Genomic DNA, 19767 nt, shown 5'->3' on the forward strand with positions numbered 1-19767 from the left:
GGGAGCTGGAGTACGGTTGCTGAGCGAAGCCGAAGCAACCGTTGATTGTTAAGGAACTTCCCTTCGACTGCGCTCCCTTCGACTCCGCTCAGGGAGCGCGTGAACGGTTGCTGAGCGAAGCCGAAGCAACCGTTGATTGTTAAGGAACTTCCCTTCGACTGCGCTCCCTTCGACTCCGCTCAGGGAGCGAGAGTACGGTTGCTGAGCGTAGCCGAAGCAACCGTTGATTGTTAAGGAACTTCCCTTCGACTGCGCTCCCTTCGACTTCGCTCAGGGAGCGCGTGAACGGTTGCTGAGCGAAGCCGAAGCAACCGTTGATTGTTAAGGAACTTCCCTTCGACTGCGCTCCCTTCGACTCCGCTCAGGGAGCGAGAGTACGGTTGCTGAGCGTAGCCGAAGCAACCGTTGATTATTAAGGAACTTCCCTTCGACTGCGCTCCCTTCGACTCCGCTCAGGGAGCTGGAGTACGGTTGCTGAGCGTAGCCGAAGCAACCGTGATTGTTAAGGAACTTCCATTGACTGCGCTCCCTTCGACTCCGCTCAGGGAGCTGGAGTACGGTTGCTGAGCGTAGCCGAAGCAACCGTGATTGTTAAGGAACTTCCATTGACTGCGTTCCCTTCGACTCCATTCAGGGAGCTGGAGTACGGTTGCTGAGCGAAGCCGAAGCAACCGTTGATTATTAAGGAACTTCCCTTCGACTGCGCTCCCTTCGGTTCCGCTCAGGGCAAGCCTTCGACTACGATCAGGGAGCGGTTTCGGTACGTCCCGTCTGGCAGCCGCCGCTGGTTTTTCTTTACGCGCAGATGAACGGACCATTTATTATTTGTTATTTATTGTTTGTTATTTTAATATCTACGCGAAAAAGGAAAAAAGCCTTGTTATTCATAAATAAGAGGAATGATAAGATGAAATTGCGAATTAGAAACTTCTTGTCTGTTAACATTATCGTTTTCTTACTTTTGATATCTGCTTGTCGGCAAAACTCCCTGATTCAGTTAGAAGGGCGCACCATGGGCACGGTTTACCACATCAAGCTGATCGACGATGTTAACGCCAGCATTTCTGAAAAAGAATTGCAGAGCGCGGTGGATTCTCTGCTAAATGATATTAATCGGCAGATGTCCACTTACCAGCCGCAAAGCGAAATTTCCCGCTTTAATCGCTGGCGCTCCACCGAACCGTTCAAGGTTTCGCCTGAATTTTTGCGTGTGGTGCAAAAGGCATTGAAAATATATCGGGAAACGAACGGCGCCTTTGATATTACGGTTGGCCCGCTGGTCGATTTATGGGGCTTTGGTCGCAAGGGAGCTCGCTTTGAACCGCCAGATTCCCAACAAATCGCCCGGATTTTACAACGAGTGGGAGCCCATCAATTGAAAGTGTGCGGAGATACGGCATTGTGTAAATTAAATCCTGATCTTGAAATAGATCTGGGCGCCATTGCCAAAGGATACGGAGTGGATGCGGTTTCCCGTCTTTTAAAAGAAAACGGCTTTACCAATTTTATGGTGGAAATCGGCGGCGAAGTTTACGCCAGCGGTAAAAAGGGGGACAGACCCTGGCGTATTGGCGTGGATCAACCGCAGTACAACGCACCACCGGGGCAAATGGTGGAGGCCGTTTTAAACCTGGAAAACTGCGCGGTGGCCACCAGCGGCGATTATCGAAATTTTTTTGAATACCGGGGTAAAATTTATTCCCACGAACTGGATCCGCATACCGGCTGGCCTGTTGCCAACGGACTGGCATCGGTTACCGTAATTGCGCCGGATTGCATGACCGCCGATGCCCTGGCCACGGCCATTATGGTGATGGGCGATGAAAGAGGGCTGCCGTTGATCAACAGTAAAAAGGGAACGGAGGCCTTGATCTTAAAGCGAGAGGGCGAAAAGGGGCTCAAAGCCCTCTGGTCTAAAGGCATGAAAAACTATCTTTTGCAAGGCAATTGAATTTGGTGGGGCATTCCGATTCCAGATAGATGGGCGTCGGAGTGTTCCCTTAGATTACGTCAATCATCGCAGAAAATGATTAAACAAACTATTTCAAGCGACCACAGAGAGCTCAGAGAAGTCACAAAGGCGCAAAGACTATTTTAAATTAAGGCTCTACTGGGATTTTTGTGAAAAACAAAAATAATCCTTAGATTGAGTTTATGAAAGATAAAGAATTATTTAAACAGATTTTGGGACTTTCGCATCCCTGGGAAGTGTCTAAAGTTGACTTAGATATTGCGAATGAGGAAGTAGAAATAGAGATTATCTATAAGTCAAAAAAAGGTTTTTGTCCCGAATGCGAAGTGGAATATGATATTTATGATCATCGCGAAAAACGTCGTTGGCGGCATTTGGATACATGCCAAATGAAGACCTATATTGTCTGCAAAGTTCCCCGCATTAAATGCAAGGAACACGGAGTAAAAACGATCAAAGTTCCTTGGGCAGAAAAGTCGAGTCGAACGACTTTATTATTTGAACGTTTTGCTATTGAGTTATTACTGGCCTCCAAAAACCAGAGCAAAACGGCACAATTTTTACGGATCAGCTTTGATATGCTTCATCATATAATGAGCAAAGCAGTGGAACGCGGGCTATCACGCCGAACGGAAGAGGACATTAAATATATCGGGATAGATGAGAAGAGTATGAAAAGAGGTCATACTTATGTAAGCGTATTATCCGATAGTGAAAGAAGACGTGTAATAGATGTAAGTGAAGGTCGCACAACAAGCTCTGCCAGTTCCTTAATAAACAAGGGATTAACAGAGAAACAAAAGGAGGGCCTCAAAGCGGTCAGTATGGATATGTGGAAAGCTTTTATTAAAGCTGTTCAAAAGGAGCTTCCCAATGCTTCCATAGTGCATGACAAATTTCATATAATGAAGTATTTAAATGATGGAGTGGATAAAACCAGACGAGAGGAAGCCCGTAAATTACAAAAATCTAATGATAAAACCTTAGTGAAAAGTAAATATTTATTTTTAAAGAATCCGGAAAATATGACGGACAAGCAATTATCGCGTTTCAGAAAAATTCAAGAACTTAACCTTATCACTTCCCAGGCTTGGGCGGCCAAAGAGAACTTCAAAGAATTCTTTAGGAGTGAAACAATAAATGATGCGAAATTCTTTTTTGCGGAATGGTATCAGGATATTAAGGGACGTTCTTTAAATAAAATGATTAAAGTAGCAAAAATGCTCATTGCTCATTCAGATGGCTTATTAAACTATATAAGATATCAGATAGATAATTCAGTAGCCGAATGGTTGAACGGCAAGATACAGGAGATAAAAACAGTTGGTAGAGGCTTTAGAAAATTTGAAAATTTTAGGATAGCAATACTTTTCTTTCTTGGTAAATTAGACCTTTTTCCACAGGAATCCCAGTAGAGCCTAAATTAAAAATAGTTTCAATTGCACTCCTCCCCTCGATTCCCTTCTATCACAATAAAAATTGGAGAAAAGGGGACTATTTGCTGGTGAGAATTTTCTCCGACGGTGTGCTGGGCGCCAACGCCGGAGAATTTCTATTTAACCATTCAACGGTATAGATTCTTCACTCCGTCCCGATTTCTCGAGACTGAAGCTGGCGCTCCGTTCAGAATGACATGCTAGCCCATCTTGAACACTAAAACGGTTTAAGTTATTTAAAAACAACATGTCGTTCTTTTTTATTACCACTACAATATTTAAATTCTTATCTTTTTCATACCTAATGGCTTGGGCTTGATCTTAAATGCCTGCGCCATTAAATAATGGATCGCCTCCGGTTCGGTCGTATCTCTTATAACTAATAAATCTCCTTTCTGCGTTTTCATCTCCACGCTTACTCGCTGCTGTACGGAAAGTAATTCACGAATGGTTGTCCAGCGATGATAAACGCCTGCATCATGTAATTGTTTTTGAAGACTTATCAATACATGAAAGGCTAAAATCGAAATGAAAATATGCCCTTCAATGCGTTTATCCTTCTGGTGAAAATTAGGCCTTAAGCCTAATTCACTCTTCAACGAGCGAAATCCATCCTCCACATCCGTTAAACTGATGTAGAGCTGCCAAATCTCACGATCCGTTAAATCCAGACGACTCGTCCGTAAATAATACGTGCCGGAAAATCGATCATCCATCTTTTGCTCATCTTTTATCTTCCAGCTGATCTCTGTCACGATACCATTGTGATGCTCAACCGTAATATCATAAAAATAGGCCACCTTTGCATGACGTTCCTTTATGCGGCCAATGCGTTCTAAAACCTTGGGATATTTCTTCGTGCCTCGTTTCTTGTGCAAACTCTCCGCCGCATATTTCAACTCCGCCTCAAAGCGCTGCTGATGAAATTGTCGAATGGCTTCCTCTTTCTTTTGCCTTGAGGCGCTGCGACAGTATAAATAAAGCTCTTTATCCTTACGGTAAAGATAGGCTTCCACTTTATGGCGTTGATCGTGATTAATCTCTTTAAAAGCATTTTCTTCGATCTCGATTTCCGGTTTACTGCGTGAGACAACCAGATAGTCGTGTCCACGCTTTGTGATCAGTTGCAAGTTCTCTTCTGTGGCAATCCCGGCATCTAAAATAATCAATTTCCTGACTTTGCCGCCTATCGTATCCAGAATTTTAGACAAAGTCTCTGGTTCGGAAACATTGCCAGAGAAAAGACGACTCTCCTTGGGGAATCCATCCTCATCCAATACCAGGCCTAAAGTAACCAGGGGCATATCGTGACGCTTATCTTTACTACGTCCGCGAGCCTTGAGTTCACTGGTACGGCTACTCTCAAAATACGTATTGGTTAAATCGTACAGGATGATCTTTTCCTGCAAGGAAAATAACAGACGCTCTTGCTCTACTAAACCATTCTCGATTTTGTCCTTATGTTCTAATAATTGATCCGTAATTCGATAAAGTTTATTGTGAGAAAGTCTTGAAAGGTCTAACTCTAAAAGCTCATCGATGGCGCTTTGCTTTTTGACCCAGCGTAAGGTCGCCCATTCGCTTGAGGGGTGCACCAGGCGCCCAACGATCAACAGTTCGGCCAGTTTAATATCCTTCTCCTTAAAGCCCAGCTTTTTTAAAAGTTCATTGAACTTAAGCTTTCTTAACATCATCAAACTGATGTATTCGCCTCCTATACTGCGAGCATCTCTGAATTTGACAGAGCCCGTAAAAATGGTCTCGGTTTCCTGTGGGCTTTCTTTTTTTTCTACCTTTTCTTGTTTTAGTTTGTTTTGAATTAAAAGCGAGGCATAGCGCTGGGCTAATTGTTCAATTTGCTCATCCACTTCGATCAGTGAAGTTTGTCCGCTTATGATCTCTTCGATGCGATTGGCAAGTGTTTTCCATTGGTCTTTAGGAATGGTAAGCTTGCCCAGGTTGAGCAATTTTCTTTGTCTTGGGCCTTTTTCAGTACGATAGGATTCGACCAATTGATGGTAAACGAAGGTTTTATCGTACCCTTTATTCTTTTTTGTGACTTCTTTAATAAACATGTTCAAATATAATCATATCAGCCAATTAAGTCAAGGGGGAAACCAATATAGTATGGGGCACTACAACGACATCTCGAAAACTCGATCCAAAAAAACCAATAACTTACAAAAACCGAAGGTGGAAATTTGGTGATTTGGGCTTAAATTTTGTTCAAGATGGGCTAGCGACTATTCAACCAATCAACCAATCAACTATTCAACTAATCAACCATGCAACCAATCCAGCAGCACAAAAATTTTCAAATCTCGCCTGGACGGGATTGATCTTTCAGAGGAAGTATCCTAAATAGGCGTATATTATTTTTCCGGTAAGGAAAGTCTTAAAAAAAGATGGTTTTTATTGGAGTTAAAAGATTTTTTTTCTTCGTTCAAAATGAAAAATCCCCCCTTTTCCGGTTGAATTCATTGTTTAAAATTTACAAAAAAACTTTAAATTAGTGAATAAAATTATTATCTTACTGCTGAAAGGTTCGTTCGGTAAATTAACTAAGCCGCAGTGCATTTTGGCCGCGGCGTTTTCACCAAATGAAAGGAGTGTTCTATGGACAAAAACGATGTCAAAGCACGCGTTAAAAAGGTAATCGCCCAGGTGCTTAATCTGGATGAAGCAGAAATTGGAGACAACGCCAATTTTGTCTTTGATCTGGGCGCGGATTCCCGACAGAGCCTGGAGTTGGTGGCCGCCTTTGAAGAAGAATTCGATATCGAAATGGATGAGGATAAGGCGCTTGAAGTGCAAAATGTGGCCGACGCTGTTGAATTTATTGCGCAGTATCTGGATTAAAATAATGGAGTGTTCAAATGGAGCAACCTTTCCCCAATAAAGTAGAGCATCTTAACACCATCTTTTATCCCCAATCGGTTGCCGTGGTGGGCGCCAATAAAGTGCCGGGCACGGTTCCTTATGATATGTTGATTAACATTTTACATTCAGATTTTCAGGGCGTGGTTTACCCCGTCAATCCCCGAGAAAAAGCCATTGCCGGCGTTAAAGCCTACAAATACGTCATCGATATTCCCGATCCGGTAGATCTGGCCGTCATTGTTTATCCCAGCACGGTGTGCCACATGGCGCTGGAACAATGCGGTCAAAAGGGCATCAAATCGGCCATCATTATTTCGGCTGGCTTCAGGGAAATCGGCGGCGTTGGCGTTGAACGGGAACAACAGTTGCTGGAAATCGCCAAAAAGTACGACATTTCGTTCATCGGCCCTAACTGTCTGGGCGTTATCAACACCGATTCTGCCGTAAACCTGAACGCCTCGTTTGCCCGCCAGATGCCGGACAGCGGAAACATTGGTTTTCTTTCGCAGAGCGGCGCCCTGTGTACCGCGGTTCTGGATTACGCTCAGGCCCGACACATCGGCTTTTCCAAGTTTGTTAGTTTTGGAAACAAAGCCGACGTCAGTGAAATCGATCTGCTGTATTATCTGGGCAATGATCCCAAAACAAAGGTTATTTTGATCTATCTGGAAGAGATCAGCGACGGTCGGGCGTTGATGAAGGCCGCCGAAGAGATCATCCGTAAAACCGGTAAGCCTATTTTAGCGATTAAATCCGGACGGACAGAGGCCGGGGCCAGCGCGGCTGCTTCTCACACCGGATCGTTAGCCGGAAGCGATGAAATATGTGATGCGGCTCTGCGCCAGGCGGGCATTATTCGTTGTCAGAACATCGAGGAGATGTTTAATCTGGCGACCGCTTTTGCCTACCAGGACCTCCCCAAAACCAACCGTGTGGCTATCATTACCAACGCCGGCGGTCCGGGCGTTTTGACCACCGACGCCGCCATTCAGGAAGGTCTGGAACTGGCCCGCTTTTCGGAAGAGACAACCGCCATGTTCAAAAAAACATTGCCTAAAACGGCTAATATTAAAAATCCGGTGGATGTGATTGGCGATGCGCGCGCCGATCGGTACAGCATTGCGGTTTCGCAGGCCATGAAAGACCCCAATGTGGACGGCGTTTTCGTCATTTTGACGCCGCAATCCATGACCGATATAGAAGCCATTGCGCGGGAAATTGTGAATGTGGCCGGGCGTTTCGAAAAGCCGTTGATGGCTTCGTTTATGGGCGAAAAAGACGTGGCTGTGGGCATCGATATTCTGCAGCGCAACCGCATTCCTCATTACACGCTGCCGGAATCCATGGCCCGCTCCTTTGCCGCTGCTTACCGTTTTTACCAGCAATTGCAACAGGAAAAGGAGGAATTTCGTCCTTTTGAAGACGTAAACATTCAACTGGTGCAAAAAATTCTGGAAGAGGCTAAAGCCAAGCAACGCCGCCACCTTTCCGAATACGAATCCACACAGGTGCTCGCGGCCTATGGGCTTCCTGTGGTGGAAAGCCATCTGGCAAAATCAGCCAAAGAGGCGGCAAGTCTGGCGGCCCAAATCGGTTTTCCGCTGGTGATGAAGGTCATGTCGGAGCAGGTGATTCACAAGTCCGATCTGAAAGCGGTGGCGCTCAATATCGAAACGGAAGAAGAGGTAGCAAGAACGTTCGATCGGTTAATTAACAATGTAAAAGAGCGGCTGCCCGATGCGCCCATTGACGGCGTGCTGGTTCGCAAAATGATTCCAGCCGGCGAGGAAGTCATCCTGGGATTGAAGCGCGACGTCTCGTTCGACGGGGTGATTATGTTTGGCATGGGCGGCGTGCTGGTCGAAGTTTTAAAAGATATTACCTTCCGCATTGCGCCCGTGGCGCCGTCCGAAGCAAAGTCGATGATCAGAGAAATTAAAGGTGCTCCCCTGTTGTTTGGCGTGCGCAAAAGAGCGCCAAAGGATGTAGCGGCTCTGGAAGAAAGCATCCAGCGTCTGTCGCAACTGGCCGTTGAATGTCCGCAAATTAAAGAATTGGATATTAATCCCCTCATCGTCCTGAATGAAGGACAGGGGTGTTTTATCGCCGATGCGCGTATCATTCTTTAAAAATAGAGAAAGGAGAAAAACATGCGCATTATCATTCAAGAAAATTATCAGGCTCTGAGCAAATGGGTGGCTTATTACATCGCTCAAAAAATCAATCGTTTTAACCCCACGCCGGATAAACCCTACGTGTTGGGGCTCCCTACCGGCTCTTCTCCGTTGGGTACGTATCAGGAATTAATTCAGCTTTACAAGCAGGGCAAGGTTTCTTTCGAAAATGTCATCACCTTTAACATGGATGAATATGTGGGCCTTCCGGAAGATCATCCTCAAAGCTACCATTATTTTATGTGGCACAACTTCTTCAGTCACATCGATATTAAAAAGGAAAATGTTCATATTCTGGATGGCAATGCTCCGGATCTGGAAAAAGAATGCGAGGCGTACGAAGAAAAAATCAAAGAGGTGGGCGGTATCCATCTTTTTCTGGGCGGCATCGGCCCGGACGGTCACATCGCTTTTAATGAGCCCGGTTCGTCGCTTACCTCGCGTACGCGTATCAAAACTTTAACCTATGATACGCGCCTGGCCAATTCCCGCTTCTTCAATAACGACATCAATCAGGTGCCCAAAACGGCCTTAACGGTGGGCGTGGGCACGATTATGGACGCCCGCGAAGTGGTCATTATTATCAGCGGTTACAATAAGGCGCGGGCTTTACAAAAAGTGGTGGAAGAGGGCGTAAACCACATGTGGACCGTTTCCATGCTGCAATTGCACCGCAAAGCTATGATTGTTTGCGATGACGAATCGACCATGGAGTTGAAAGTCGGTACGGTCAAATATTTTAAGGATATCGAAGCGCAGGCCTTAAGCCGTTTACCAGAACTCGACTAATAATGGGCTTAGTATTACGCCCCGGGACTCACTGCGGCGGGTTCCGGGGCATTTTTCAGTAATTTACAGCAAAAACTAAACGAGGTCTTTTAAGCCAGAATTCAGGAGCGCTTTATGGAGTTTAAAAGCTTAAGTTCGGCAGAAATAAACCAACTTAAAGAACAGGGATGCCGTGCAGAAGATTGGTCGGCTGTTTTAATACATCGCGAAACAGACCTGGCCCGTATTCGATTTGTTACGTTTAAGGGAAAAGTGGCCGTTGGGAAATTAAGCGACTTTATTGAAATCGAGCCCGGGCGCGTGGAAGAATGCAGCTTGCAAAATGTAACGCTGGATTCGACGGTCATTGCCGATGAGGTTTATTTAAATGATGTCGGATTGATTAAAAATTACGCCATTGGCGACGGCGCGGCCATTGAACAGGTCAAACTTTTGAGCGCTACAGGCAAAACGACCTTCGGCAATGGCGTGAGAATTGAAGCGTTGAACGAAGGCGGCGGGCGCGAAATGATCATCTTTGACCAGCTTTCCGCGCAGATCGCTTATTTGCAAACGTTGTACCGCCATGAACCGCAGCTGATCAACGCCCTGCAAAAGATGATCGACCAATATGTTGAAGAACAAAAGAGCAGCATTGGAGTGATAGGAAACCAGGCCAGAGTGTTGCGCTGTAATCAGATCGTCAACGTTAAGATTGGCGCTTGTGCCGTCATTCGTGGCGCGCAGAGTCTGGAAAACGGAACGATTCAAAGTGAGAAAGCGGCGCCCGTGTTAATTGGCGATGGGGTGATCGCCAGAAACTTTATCGTTTTATCCGGCAGCGAGGTAAAAGACGGCGCCCTGCTGACCGATTGTTTTGTGGGACAGGGCGTGCGCATTGGCCGGCAGTTCTCGGCCGAAAATTCCGCTTTTTTTGCCAACTGCGAGGGCTTCCACAGCGAGGCGGTCAGTGTGTTTGCCGGGCCTTACTCTGTTACACACCACAAATCCACTTTGCTGATTGCCGGTATGTTTTCGTTCTACAATGCCGGCAGCGGCACCAATCAAAGCAATCACATGTACAAGCTGGGGCCTGTGCATCAGGGCATTCTGGAACGAGGCGCCAAAACCGGTTCTTTTTCGTACCTGCTATGGCCGGCGCGCGTCGCTCCGTTTACGGCGGTCATTGGCAAGCACTACGCCAATTTCGACGCCGCCAATCTGCCATTTTCTTACATTGAAGAGGTGGCCGGCCGCACCTTACTGACGCCCGGCATGAATCTGTTTACCGTGGGCACAAGACGCGACAGCGCAAAGTGGCCAAAGCGTGATCGCCGAAAAGGCGAAAACAAGCTGGATTTGATCCATTTTGATCTGTTCAGTCCTTTTGTCATCAATCGCGTGCGCAAGGGGAAGAAAATTCTTGCAGAACTTTACGCGGCCGCCAATCCAAAACAGGAATTCGTAAAGTTTAAAGGTCTGTATTTAAAAAGATTACTTCTTAAACGGGGAATCAAATACTACCAGATGGCCATGGATATCTTTGTGGGCGAACAACTCCTGCGTCGCCTGCAACCCATCGATGAATTGAAAGGCTGGACGGACGTTGCAGCAAGGCTAAAGGCTCCCAATACAAAAAAATTGGAAGAATGGTACGACTGGTTCGGAATGTTTATCCCCCAAAGCGCGGCGGAGGAGCTGCTGGGTAAGATAAAATCCAATCAAATAAAAACCGTGCAAGATTTATTGACGCAGTTGCGCCAGTATTTTGAACGGTACGATGAATGGGCCTGGAACTGGACCGCCGCCCTGTTAAAAGAAGAATGGCAGATCGACGTGGAAACGATTGAGAAAGATCAGTTTAAACAGTTGATCGCCAACTGGAAAAACCAAAAAATCCGCTTTAACAACCTTATTTTAAGCGACGCCCAGAAGGAATTTGATTCTAACAGCCGCATTGCTTACGGCATCGATGGCGATGAACAAATTGCTCTTAAAGATTTTGAAGCCGTGCGCGGCACCCTGGAAGAAAACGGATTTTACAAAGAACTTCTGGCAGAGAACGAACAAATGGAAAAAATCGCTGAACGATTAACGGAATTATCTTAAGTCGTTTTCATTTAATCCAGATTGCGTCATGGATGGTTTGTCTCTACCTGGTGGACAGGGAGGCTCAGCGGGCAGAGACGATTTCTTTTAATCGGTCGGGTTGGCGGGTTGAAAGATCCGCCAACCTTTTTTCTTTTTCACGCAGATTGCGTAGATACTCGCAAAAAAACGAATCTGTGTAAATCTTTGCGATTTGTGAAAAACAAATACTTTCTCGTTGAAACAGCCAAAGAATCGCAGGCTGCTCCTTCACATTTTATCACAACCCACACTTTACAGGTAGCAGGAAGGCAGGGGATGTTACAAGGTGAGTCCGACTTTCATTCCAGGGCAGCTAAGCCGCAACCAAAACCAACCTCCACGCGCGCAAAGTAATTTTCTCGCAGATTACGCCACTCATCGCAGAAAATGATTAAACAAACTATTCTGAGGATAAGGCTAAGCAATCGGCGCTATTTACGCACGGGGCTGTCCCAAAAGTCAAAGAAAATGTATTTTTATAAAGTTTTTCTTTCCCTCACCCCTTTTCCAAAAAAAGAATCTGGGGGATTAGGAAGAACTGTTCGTTGGAAATTTTTCTCCAATGATGTTCAATATTTGCGCATTTATAAATTTCTATTCAACCATTCAACTAATTAACTATTCAACCAATACAGCAGCACAAAAACTTTCAAACGCTTTTGAATTAGATCTTCCAGAGGAAGTATCCTAATCCTTCCCTGGCGGAGGAGAATCCTTTTCATGAAAACAGGGGATTCTTCGCTTCGCTCAGAATGACATTCAAGCAAGGAAGGGATTCTTCACTCCGTCCCGATTTCTCGAGACTGAAGCTGGCGCTCTGTTCAGAATGACAGCCTTGCGACTATTCAACCAATCAACTATTCAATCATTCAACTAATAAACCATTCAACCAATCCAGCAGCACATCAGCGCAAAGTTGATTACTATTTCGAAAGATTTTGCCTGAAATCATCGTCTGCCAGAATGCAAATAGCGCTGCCGCTGCCCGGTTCGGTTTCTTATCAAAAGCTTAATTCTATTCAAAACCTAATAAAAGATTAACAAACGAGGCTTAGGATTAAGTTCTAAAAACGTTGATAAAAGAGGAATAACAAAATGGTTAGAAGCATCGGACAAAATTTCATTCGCTTCGATATAATTCTATTTAACCTGGCCAGCAGCAAGCGTGAAGGGATTTTTTTTAAATCTTTTTACAAAAGCCTTTCGTGGATTGGCAATGGACCGGTTTATGCGATTGTTGCTCTGCTTGAATTGGTAATCGGAATTGAAGATGGCCGGCGTATGGTCTGGGCGGCGCTCATTGCCTTTGGCCTGGAACTACCTATTTATTATGTTTTAAAAACAAAGGTCAAGCGTTTGCGACCGTTTGAACACTTTCCTAAGATTAAAAATTTAATTCAAGCGCCGGATCGCTACAGTTTCCCTTCCGGTCATGCGGCGGCGGCCTTTCTTTTTGCCCGAATAGTGAGTTTTCAATTACCCGAGTTAGTCTTGCCGCTTTTTTTAATTGCCGGGCTGATTGGCTATTCACGCATCTATTTACGCGTACATTTTCCTCTGGATGTTCTGTTCGGAATGCTGCTGGGGCTGACCTGCGCCGAAATCGCAATCACAATGGTTTTTTAAGCAGGTTTTGATTGTTAATGGATCGGTTTTTGTGGGGCGTGGCCACTTCTGCTTTTCAGGTCGAAGGATTTGTTGAAAACGATATGACCGCCTGGGAGAAGCAGGGCGGATTTAATCACGACGGTAAACATCCCCTGTACCAGAATGGCTCGGCGCACTGGCTGCGCTGGCGGGATGACTTTGAACTTTTAAAACAACTGAAGGTCAATGCCTACCGCTTTTCCATGGAATGGGCGCGCATTGAACCGCAGTTTGGAACGTTTGACCGGCAAGCGCTGGATCAGTACGAACGAATGGTGGATCGTTTGTTAGAATTGAACATCGAACCTTTTTTAACCCTGCACCATTTTACGCATCCGGCCTGGTTCCATAAAAAAACGCCATGGACTTCCAAACAGGCGCAGGATGTCTTTTGCCGCTTTACGGAGGTTTTGCTGAAGCGTTTCGCCGATCGCATCTCTTATTGGATTACGTTTAATGAACCGCTGGTATGGGCCCTGGCCGCCTACGGAGATGGCAAGTTCCCTCCCGGAGAATCGGACGCAAAGGCAATGATGCGCGTCCTTTTAAATATTTTAAAGGCCCATCAGTGCGCCTATTCATTAATAAAATCGTATCGACCGCAGGCGAAAATTGGAATGGCCAAACATTTTATCACTTTCGAAGCCCATCGTAAATGGTTTGCCGCAGACCGCAGTTTGGCCGACTTGCTTCATCATTTTTTCAATGAGATGATTCCGGTAGCCTTTGAGACAAACCGTCTTCAATTTCATTTTCCCTTGTTATTCGATGTGGACGAAGCCATTAACCTGAAGAACCAGATCGATTTCTGGGGCGTGAATTATTATTACCGGATGTTTGTAGCTTTTCGTTTGAATATCCGCCGCCCCTTTCAGTTTATTTTCAAAGATAAATTAGGATTTGGTCTTACCGACATGGGCTGGGAAGTTTACCCCGCTGGGTTGAGTAAAGTCCTGCGCTATATGGGTAAGTTTAACAAAGATATTATCATTACGGAAAATGGAATTGCAACGCTTGATGAATCGCAACGCATGCGTTTTATTGATGCGCACCTGGAACAAGTTTTTAAAGCGCGGGAAAACGGCCTTCCGGTTAAAGGCTATTTTTACTGGTCGTTTCTGGATAATTATGAATGGCTGGAGGGGAAAAATAAACGCTTTGGCCTGGTGCAGGTGGACTATGAAAATGATTTTCGGCGTGCCGGAAAGCAAAGCGCCCGCCATTACGCAAGAATTATTGAGATCGATTTAAATAACCGGCAGGGGAGTCTATCTTGACCGCTGTTGAAAACCTTTCCGGATCAGGCGGCGGCCGCCGCAGGAGTAAATGACGAAGTCTTTTAAATTGAAACTAATGGTCTTCTAATAATGCACAAATAATCAGGTTTTAAATAGGTATTAAAAGTTTAAAAGATGGAGCGCTTAATGTTAACCGTTATTGTTTATTTTTATGCTCTGATCCTGGGGATTAGTCTAATTCATCTGGCGGTCTCGGCCGTGGTGACGGCCAGGCGCATGAAGCAAAAACCGGATTTAAAGATTCTTAACGAATTGAAATCGTTGCCCAGGATATCGATTTTAAAGCCGTTAAAGGGGATTGATGATAATCTGGAATTGAATTTACGTTCTTTTTTTGAACTCGATTATCCGGATTACGAGCTGATCTTTGGTTTACAGAATACAGATGATCCGGCGCTACCAATCGTCAATAAATTGATGATGGCGTATCCAGGAGTCAACGCTCGCATAGTCGTGGAAAATTCTGAAATCGGTCTTAATCCCAAAATTAACAATTTGCACAATATGGAAAAATACATCCGTGGTCGGTATGTGTTAATCAGTGACAGCAATACGCAGGTCAAGCCGGAATTTTTGAACTACATGCTGGCGGCAATTTTAAAACCCGACGTGGGGCTGGTAACGGCCACCATTCGGGGAATCGGCGCCAAAAAGCTTGCCGCTATTTTTGAAAATCTGCATATCAATACCTATGTATCACCCAATGTTTTTGTGGCCGATGCGCTGTCCGGTATTCCGGTGGTGATTGGCAAATCGATTTTGATTTCCACCCAATTATTAAAGCGCATGGGAGGATTTAAAGCTTTTAAAAACTTTCTGGCGGAAGATTACCTTTTAGGGTTAAAAACTAAATCACTGGGATTAAAAGTAAGTACAATTCCCATTATGGTCGATAATGTAAATATTGAATGGTCTTTAAAGCGTTTTATTAATCGTCACACGCGCTGGGCAAAAATTCGGCGCAATATGCATATTCATCACTATTTCATTGAATCGGTTTCCAATCCCATTGCATTGGCCGTTATTCTGGCGCTACTGTTGCACAACGCGCTGGGAGCCGGATTATTGCTCCTGGTTACCCTGGTAAAAATGGCGCACGATATTTACCTGTCGCGGTTAATGAAAAGCGATTTGAAATGGTATCACTTTTTTCTGACGCCGGTTAAGGACTTATTAATCAGTATTCTCTGGTTTGTGCCTTTTATTAGTAATACCGTCAACTGGCGCGATAATTATTTTAAAATTGGTAAAAGGTCTGAGTTACGGCCATTATTTAATTAAAGAACAGGAGGCATCAACATGCTGATGAGATTTTTAAATAACGACTTATTAAACAACAGTCTGGAAAGGTTTTTTAACGCGCGATTTACCCACGCCCAATTGCCGGTCGTTTATCTGGTGCTTTTCATCGTTTTGAGTGTGTATGCTTTAGAAAAGACCCTTGCAGCCATTGGTTCATTGTGGCCTAAAACGAATTAATCTTGTTATCAAAAATATTCTTCTTACTGTTGCGCAATAGCCATAACTTATCTTCTTCTGGATGATTGTTTACGATTCTTGTTTCAAAATATAGGCTGCGAGAATGCGCGCCCTGAGCGCAGTCCCTTTCAAAGAGATTTGTCATTCTGATCCCGCCTGGCGGGAGAAGAATCCCTTTTTATCGGGAATTTGTCATTCTGAGTCAGGGGGAAAGAATCCTTTTCATGAAAACAGGAGAGCTTTTGTTCTGCTGCGCTTCACTCAAAATAACAGGCCAGAACCATTCAACTTTTGAAGAAGTATTCGGATTGCTGCGCGCGGATCGTTGGAATATCACTAATTAACTTCGAATAAATACCAATCAGTTTTTCATTAATCGTTTGCAGAGAAAATTGGCTGGCAAAATGGATGGCTTTTTGTCGCATCATGGCCTGCAGTCCGGGGTTTTTTAAAATCAGCCGCACAAACGAGGCCATCTCTCTGGCAGAGTGTGGCGTTGCAAGAAAACCGTTTTGACCATATTCGATTAAATTTTTTACGCCGCCTTTTTTTACGCCAATTACCGGCAGGCCGGAGGCATTAGCTTCCAGAATGACATTGCCAAATGTTTCGGTGGTAGAAGGAAAAATAAATAGGTCAGAAGAAGCGTAAACCTGAGAAAGGTCTTTACCTTTCAGATAGCCCAGGAATCTGGCGCGCGGCAATTGATGGGCGAGCTCAGATCGCATGGGGCCATCTCCCGCAAAAACCATTTGATATTCGAAGTTGTCGGAATCTAAAACTCTGTTCACCTCAACCAGATCGGCCAGATCTTTTTCCTTTACCAGACGGCCCACAAAAAGCAAAATCGGGTAGCCGGCGGGGCTTAACAGTTTACGCATGGCGTCATTGCGAAAGGCTGGATTAAACAGACGTAAATCGATTCCTCTCTGCCACAATTCTAAATTCTTAAATTTTCTTTTGTTAAGTTTTTTTAATAGATCTCTGGATGGCACAAGAACGCGGTCAAATTGGTTGTAGAATTTTAAAAGGAACTTCCAGCACACATTTTCAAATACGGCAAAACCGTAATATTTAAAATAAGAAGCGAAATCTGTATGAAAGACGGCCAGAGAAGGAATGTTGTTCTTTTTAGAATATTCTAATCCTGCCTGACCCAGAAAAGTAGGGCTGCTCACATGCACCAGATCGGGCTTAAATTCGTCCAGCATTCTAAAAATTTCCTGCTTATCCGGAAGGCCAATTTTGTATTTGGGATAAAGGTAAAAGGGCAGGGAAGGCACTTGATGGACGCTGTTAGCCCAGGTAAATTCTTCAGGAGGTTTGAACGGTGAAAAAACTTTAAACGGAATCCCTTCCCTTTCAAAATAATTGAAGATATTCAGATAAGTCCTTGAAACGCCATCCAGATTGGGCGGCAAGCTGTCGGCAAAAATAGCTATCTTCATTCGACTCTTATCCTCATAAGTTTGTCTGGTTGATTATAAAGGGGAAATATTGCCAAACATTTAGAAATGAAATAGATTTGTGTTAAAGAGTACGGACTATCACGCCCACAAGAACTTTTTATACTACATTATTTTCATTCTTCATCCGCCTGACGCGGAAAGAATCTTTTAAGTTAAATAAAGATATGTGATTCTCGGTCATTCCGATTCTCACCGCTCCTCATCACGCAAGTAATTCCTATTGGTTGAATGGCGTGACAGGTTAGTGTTGCAGAAGTCTGAAAATTGTGGAAGACATTTTGTTTTAAGAATGAAACCAGCGATTATTTTTTACGTCTCTATTTGAAATAAAATAAAGATTATCCGGAATGAATGCGACGAAATCATTTTTTTTCGGTGTTGCTGTTTTTTTATGAGTGAAAGCAATTCAGGAAAAGGAGATCATGCATGGACAGAAAGCGTCTGATTTTTCTGATTGTCTGGGGCTTTTTTTGGGTAGGACTGGCGCCGGGGCAGGATCTGGCGAAACGCTACAATCAGATGGACTTTGCAGGAATTGTCCGTGAGCTGCACGAAGTATCGCCGGACAGTTTGACGCTGGAGCAGCAGCTTTTATTGGCGGAGAGCCAGGCCCGATTGGGAGACGGCGGGAACGCGTTAACAGGGCTTCAGCGTTTGCTTGCCGAATCTCCAGAAGACGACCGTATTTTGACCAGCGCGGGCATTGTGTATCACTCTATGGGGAAATTTACGCTTTCCGAGACCTGCCTAACGCGGGCGCTGGAACTGAATCCCCGCAACAGCAAGGCCTTGCTGACCCGTAGCATGTTGCTTCTTTACTTACGCCGCTTTTCGGAAGCGGAAGCGAGTTTCCGGCAGGCAGATAAGGCAGACCCTGGCTTACGCCAAACCCGTCTCTTTCAGCGCATAGGCAGTGAGCTGTACAGCGCTACCCAGCGTCCTGCCGACATGCGCCGCCATTTCGAATATTTGGAGGATTATTACGCTTCTCAAAACGATGCGGAGAAGAGCGCAAAATACCGGCGGAAAATCCGCTTGCTGGCGGCTGCGAACGATCAACTACTTTACCGCGTTCAAAGCCATGCCGAGCGGGTGGAGTTGCCACTGGTGGACTTTGCCCCCGGTGTATATTACAAATGCTTGCTGCTCCCGCGGGACGGAAAAACCTACCGAATTTTACTGGACACCGGAAATGCGGTGGGCTGGACCATTCACCATCCCGATTTGCTCACCCTGCTGGAGAACCGCTTTGGTGGGGAGCAAAACGTCGCCACCGGCTCGCTGGAAAAAAACCTTAAAAGCCGCGAACTTTTGACCGTTTCGCTTGATCTGGGCGATTGTAAGATGACCTATTTACTGGGACTCTTTTTCAAAAAGCCACGGGAAAATTATTTCGACGCCAATCTGAATCCAATTTTTATCCGCAACCGGGTGGTAACCCTGGATTTTGTTCACAATAAGTTCCTGTTACGCAGTAAGGCGCAGTTCGACCGCGACCTGGCCGCCGAGCCGCTTCACAGCCTGGTAAAATTACCGTTCTACGGCTACGAATGGCCCTTTGTTCCGGTTGAGGTCAACGGCTATGCCCCCGCGCTGGCCATGATCGAAACCGGGGCGGAAGATTTGAGTCTGAAGGAAGCGTTTGCCCGTTTTATTCACCTGCCTCTGACTCCCGCTACCAGGGTCTGGGGCGATCGGAAGCTGAGCTATTACGAAGCATCGGAGGTGAGCGTTCAGTTTGGCCCACATATTCTCTACCGCCCGCGCGTGGAAATCTGGCCCAGGCGCTTCTATGACCGAATTACCGGATTGTACGATCAGGTAATGATTGGCCCCTATGCCCTGCATGAGCGCTTTATTATTAGTTTCGATCCGTTTGAAAATGTGGTGGTGATTCAAACTGCAAGGAGGGATTAAAATTGAGCGGAAAAAATCTGCTGCATTATGCTTCCAACGGTTTTCTTCTGTTGATTCCGGTCTTTTTCTGGAATCTGATCCTGGCGACCCGGCTGCCGGAACCCTACCAGCTAAACAATTTCTGGCACAACATTCCGCGTCTGCTCGGAATCACGGAGAACATTCTCCGAGCGGCGGTTTTTCTGGTGCCCCTTTTTCTGAAAATAGGATTTAAAGAGCCCCGGCAAAAACTGGGCTGGTGTCTGTATGGTCTGGGAGTGGGGCTGTATTTTGCTTCCTGGATGATGCAGATTTATTTTGCCGAATCTTCCTGGAGCCGGAGCGCCGCCGGATTTCTGGCGCCCGCTTACACCAGCGTGATCTGGTTGTTCGGCATCGGTTTAATCGGGAAAGAACTTTTCTTCAAAGTACCGTACCACCATTCGGTTTATCTGGCTCTGGCGGCAGGATTCGGTCTGATCCATTCCCTGCACGCCTATCTAATTTACCTGCGAATTTGATTTTCCGAAGAACTTTTAGAAATCCTCTTGCTGTTTTTGTTTCACCAGGGGCATTTTAATTACCAACTAAAAAAATCAGTCAATTAAGGTGAGAAGA

The 19767-nt window shown here is 45.3% G+C and carries 14 protein-coding genes; 12 read left to right on the forward strand and 2 right to left on the reverse strand.

Features of this window, described 5'->3' with window-relative positions; all coding sequences use genetic code 11:
- Nucleotides 1-931 precede the first annotated feature (931 nt).
- On the forward strand, nt 932-1951 hold the full coding sequence (locus tag Cabys_RS06250; RefSeq protein ID WP_169833695.1) for an FAD:protein FMN transferase: 1020 nt from the start codon (nt 932-934) through the stop codon (nt 1949-1951).
- Between the two features lie 203 nt (nt 1952-2154).
- A complete protein-coding gene (locus Cabys_RS06255) occupies nt 2155-3387 on the forward strand; it encodes an ISL3 family transposase (RefSeq protein WP_006926671.1) in 1233 nt (410 codons plus the stop codon).
- Nucleotides 3388-3686: 299 nt separating this feature from the next.
- Here the strand turns inward: Cabys_RS06255 and Cabys_RS06260 are convergent, their stop codons facing one another.
- Entirely contained in the window at nt 3687-5483 is a 1797-nt protein-coding gene (locus Cabys_RS06260; protein ID WP_006926703.1) for an IS1634 family transposase, read from the reverse strand.
- A 541-nt stretch (nt 5484-6024) separates the two neighbouring features.
- On the opposite strand from Cabys_RS06260, the gene acpP reads away from it, so the two are divergent.
- The 8 genes from acpP (at nt 6025) to Cabys_RS06300 (ending at nt 15784) form a co-directional block, all read left to right on the forward strand.
- The gene (gene acpP / locus Cabys_RS06265) at nt 6025-6267 is read left to right on the forward strand and encodes an acyl carrier protein (RefSeq protein ID WP_006929377.1); all 243 of its coding nucleotides are present in this window, start codon (nt 6025-6027) and stop codon (nt 6265-6267) included.
- 17 nt (nt 6268-6284) lie between these two features.
- Complete coding sequence (locus Cabys_RS06270; protein WP_006929378.1) at nt 6285-8417, forward strand: acetate--CoA ligase family protein; 2133 nt, start codon at nt 6285-6287, stop codon at nt 8415-8417.
- A 21-nt stretch (nt 8418-8438) separates the two neighbouring features.
- Complete coding sequence (nagB, locus tag Cabys_RS06275; protein ID WP_006929379.1) at nt 8439-9251, forward strand: glucosamine-6-phosphate deaminase; 813 nt, start codon at nt 8439-8441, stop codon at nt 9249-9251.
- A 114-nt stretch (nt 9252-9365) separates the two neighbouring features.
- A complete protein-coding gene (locus Cabys_RS06280) occupies nt 9366-11339 on the forward strand; it encodes a DUF4954 family protein (RefSeq protein WP_006929384.1) in 1974 nt (657 codons plus the stop codon).
- A 1116-nt stretch (nt 11340-12455) separates the two neighbouring features.
- Nucleotides 12456-12986 carry a phosphatase PAP2 family protein gene (locus Cabys_RS06285; protein WP_006929385.1) on the forward strand — a complete coding sequence of 177 codons (531 nt, stop codon included), beginning with the start codon at nt 12456-12458 and terminating at the stop codon, nt 12984-12986.
- 17 nt (nt 12987-13003) lie between these two features.
- Nucleotides 13004-14284 (forward strand): glycoside hydrolase family 1 protein, encoded by a 1281-nt coding sequence (locus Cabys_RS06290; RefSeq protein ID WP_006929387.1) that lies wholly within the window; start codon nt 13004-13006, stop codon nt 14282-14284.
- 147 nt (nt 14285-14431) lie between these two features.
- Nucleotides 14432-15586, forward strand: coding sequence for a ceramide glucosyltransferase (locus Cabys_RS06295; RefSeq protein ID WP_006929388.1), 1155 nt, complete (start codon nt 14432-14434; stop codon nt 15584-15586).
- Nucleotides 15587-15604: 18 nt separating this feature from the next.
- Complete coding sequence (locus Cabys_RS06300) at nt 15605-15784, forward strand: hypothetical protein (protein ID WP_006929393.1); 180 nt, start codon at nt 15605-15607, stop codon at nt 15782-15784.
- 284 nt (nt 15785-16068) lie between these two features.
- Here the strand turns inward: Cabys_RS06300 and Cabys_RS06305 are convergent, their stop codons facing one another.
- Nucleotides 16069-17232 carry a glycosyltransferase family 4 protein gene (locus Cabys_RS06305; RefSeq protein ID WP_006929394.1) on the reverse strand — a complete coding sequence of 388 codons (1164 nt, stop codon included), beginning with the start codon at nt 17230-17232 and terminating at the stop codon, nt 16069-16071.
- Between the two features lie 447 nt (nt 17233-17679).
- On the opposite strand from Cabys_RS06305, the gene Cabys_RS06310 reads away from it, so the two are divergent.
- On the forward strand, nt 17680-19170 hold the full coding sequence (locus Cabys_RS06310) for a tetratricopeptide repeat protein (protein WP_006929395.1): 1491 nt from the start codon (nt 17680-17682) through the stop codon (nt 19168-19170).
- Between the two features lie 2 nt (nt 19171-19172).
- The gene (locus Cabys_RS06315; RefSeq protein WP_006929396.1) at nt 19173-19670 is read left to right on the forward strand and encodes a hypothetical protein; all 498 of its coding nucleotides are present in this window, start codon (nt 19173-19175) and stop codon (nt 19668-19670) included.
- The last annotated feature ends 97 nt before the right edge of the window (nt 19671-19767 follow it).

The organism is Caldithrix abyssi DSM 13497 (assembly GCF_001886815.1).
Lineage (GTDB): Bacteria > Calditrichota > Calditrichia > Calditrichales > Calditrichaceae > Caldithrix > Caldithrix abyssi.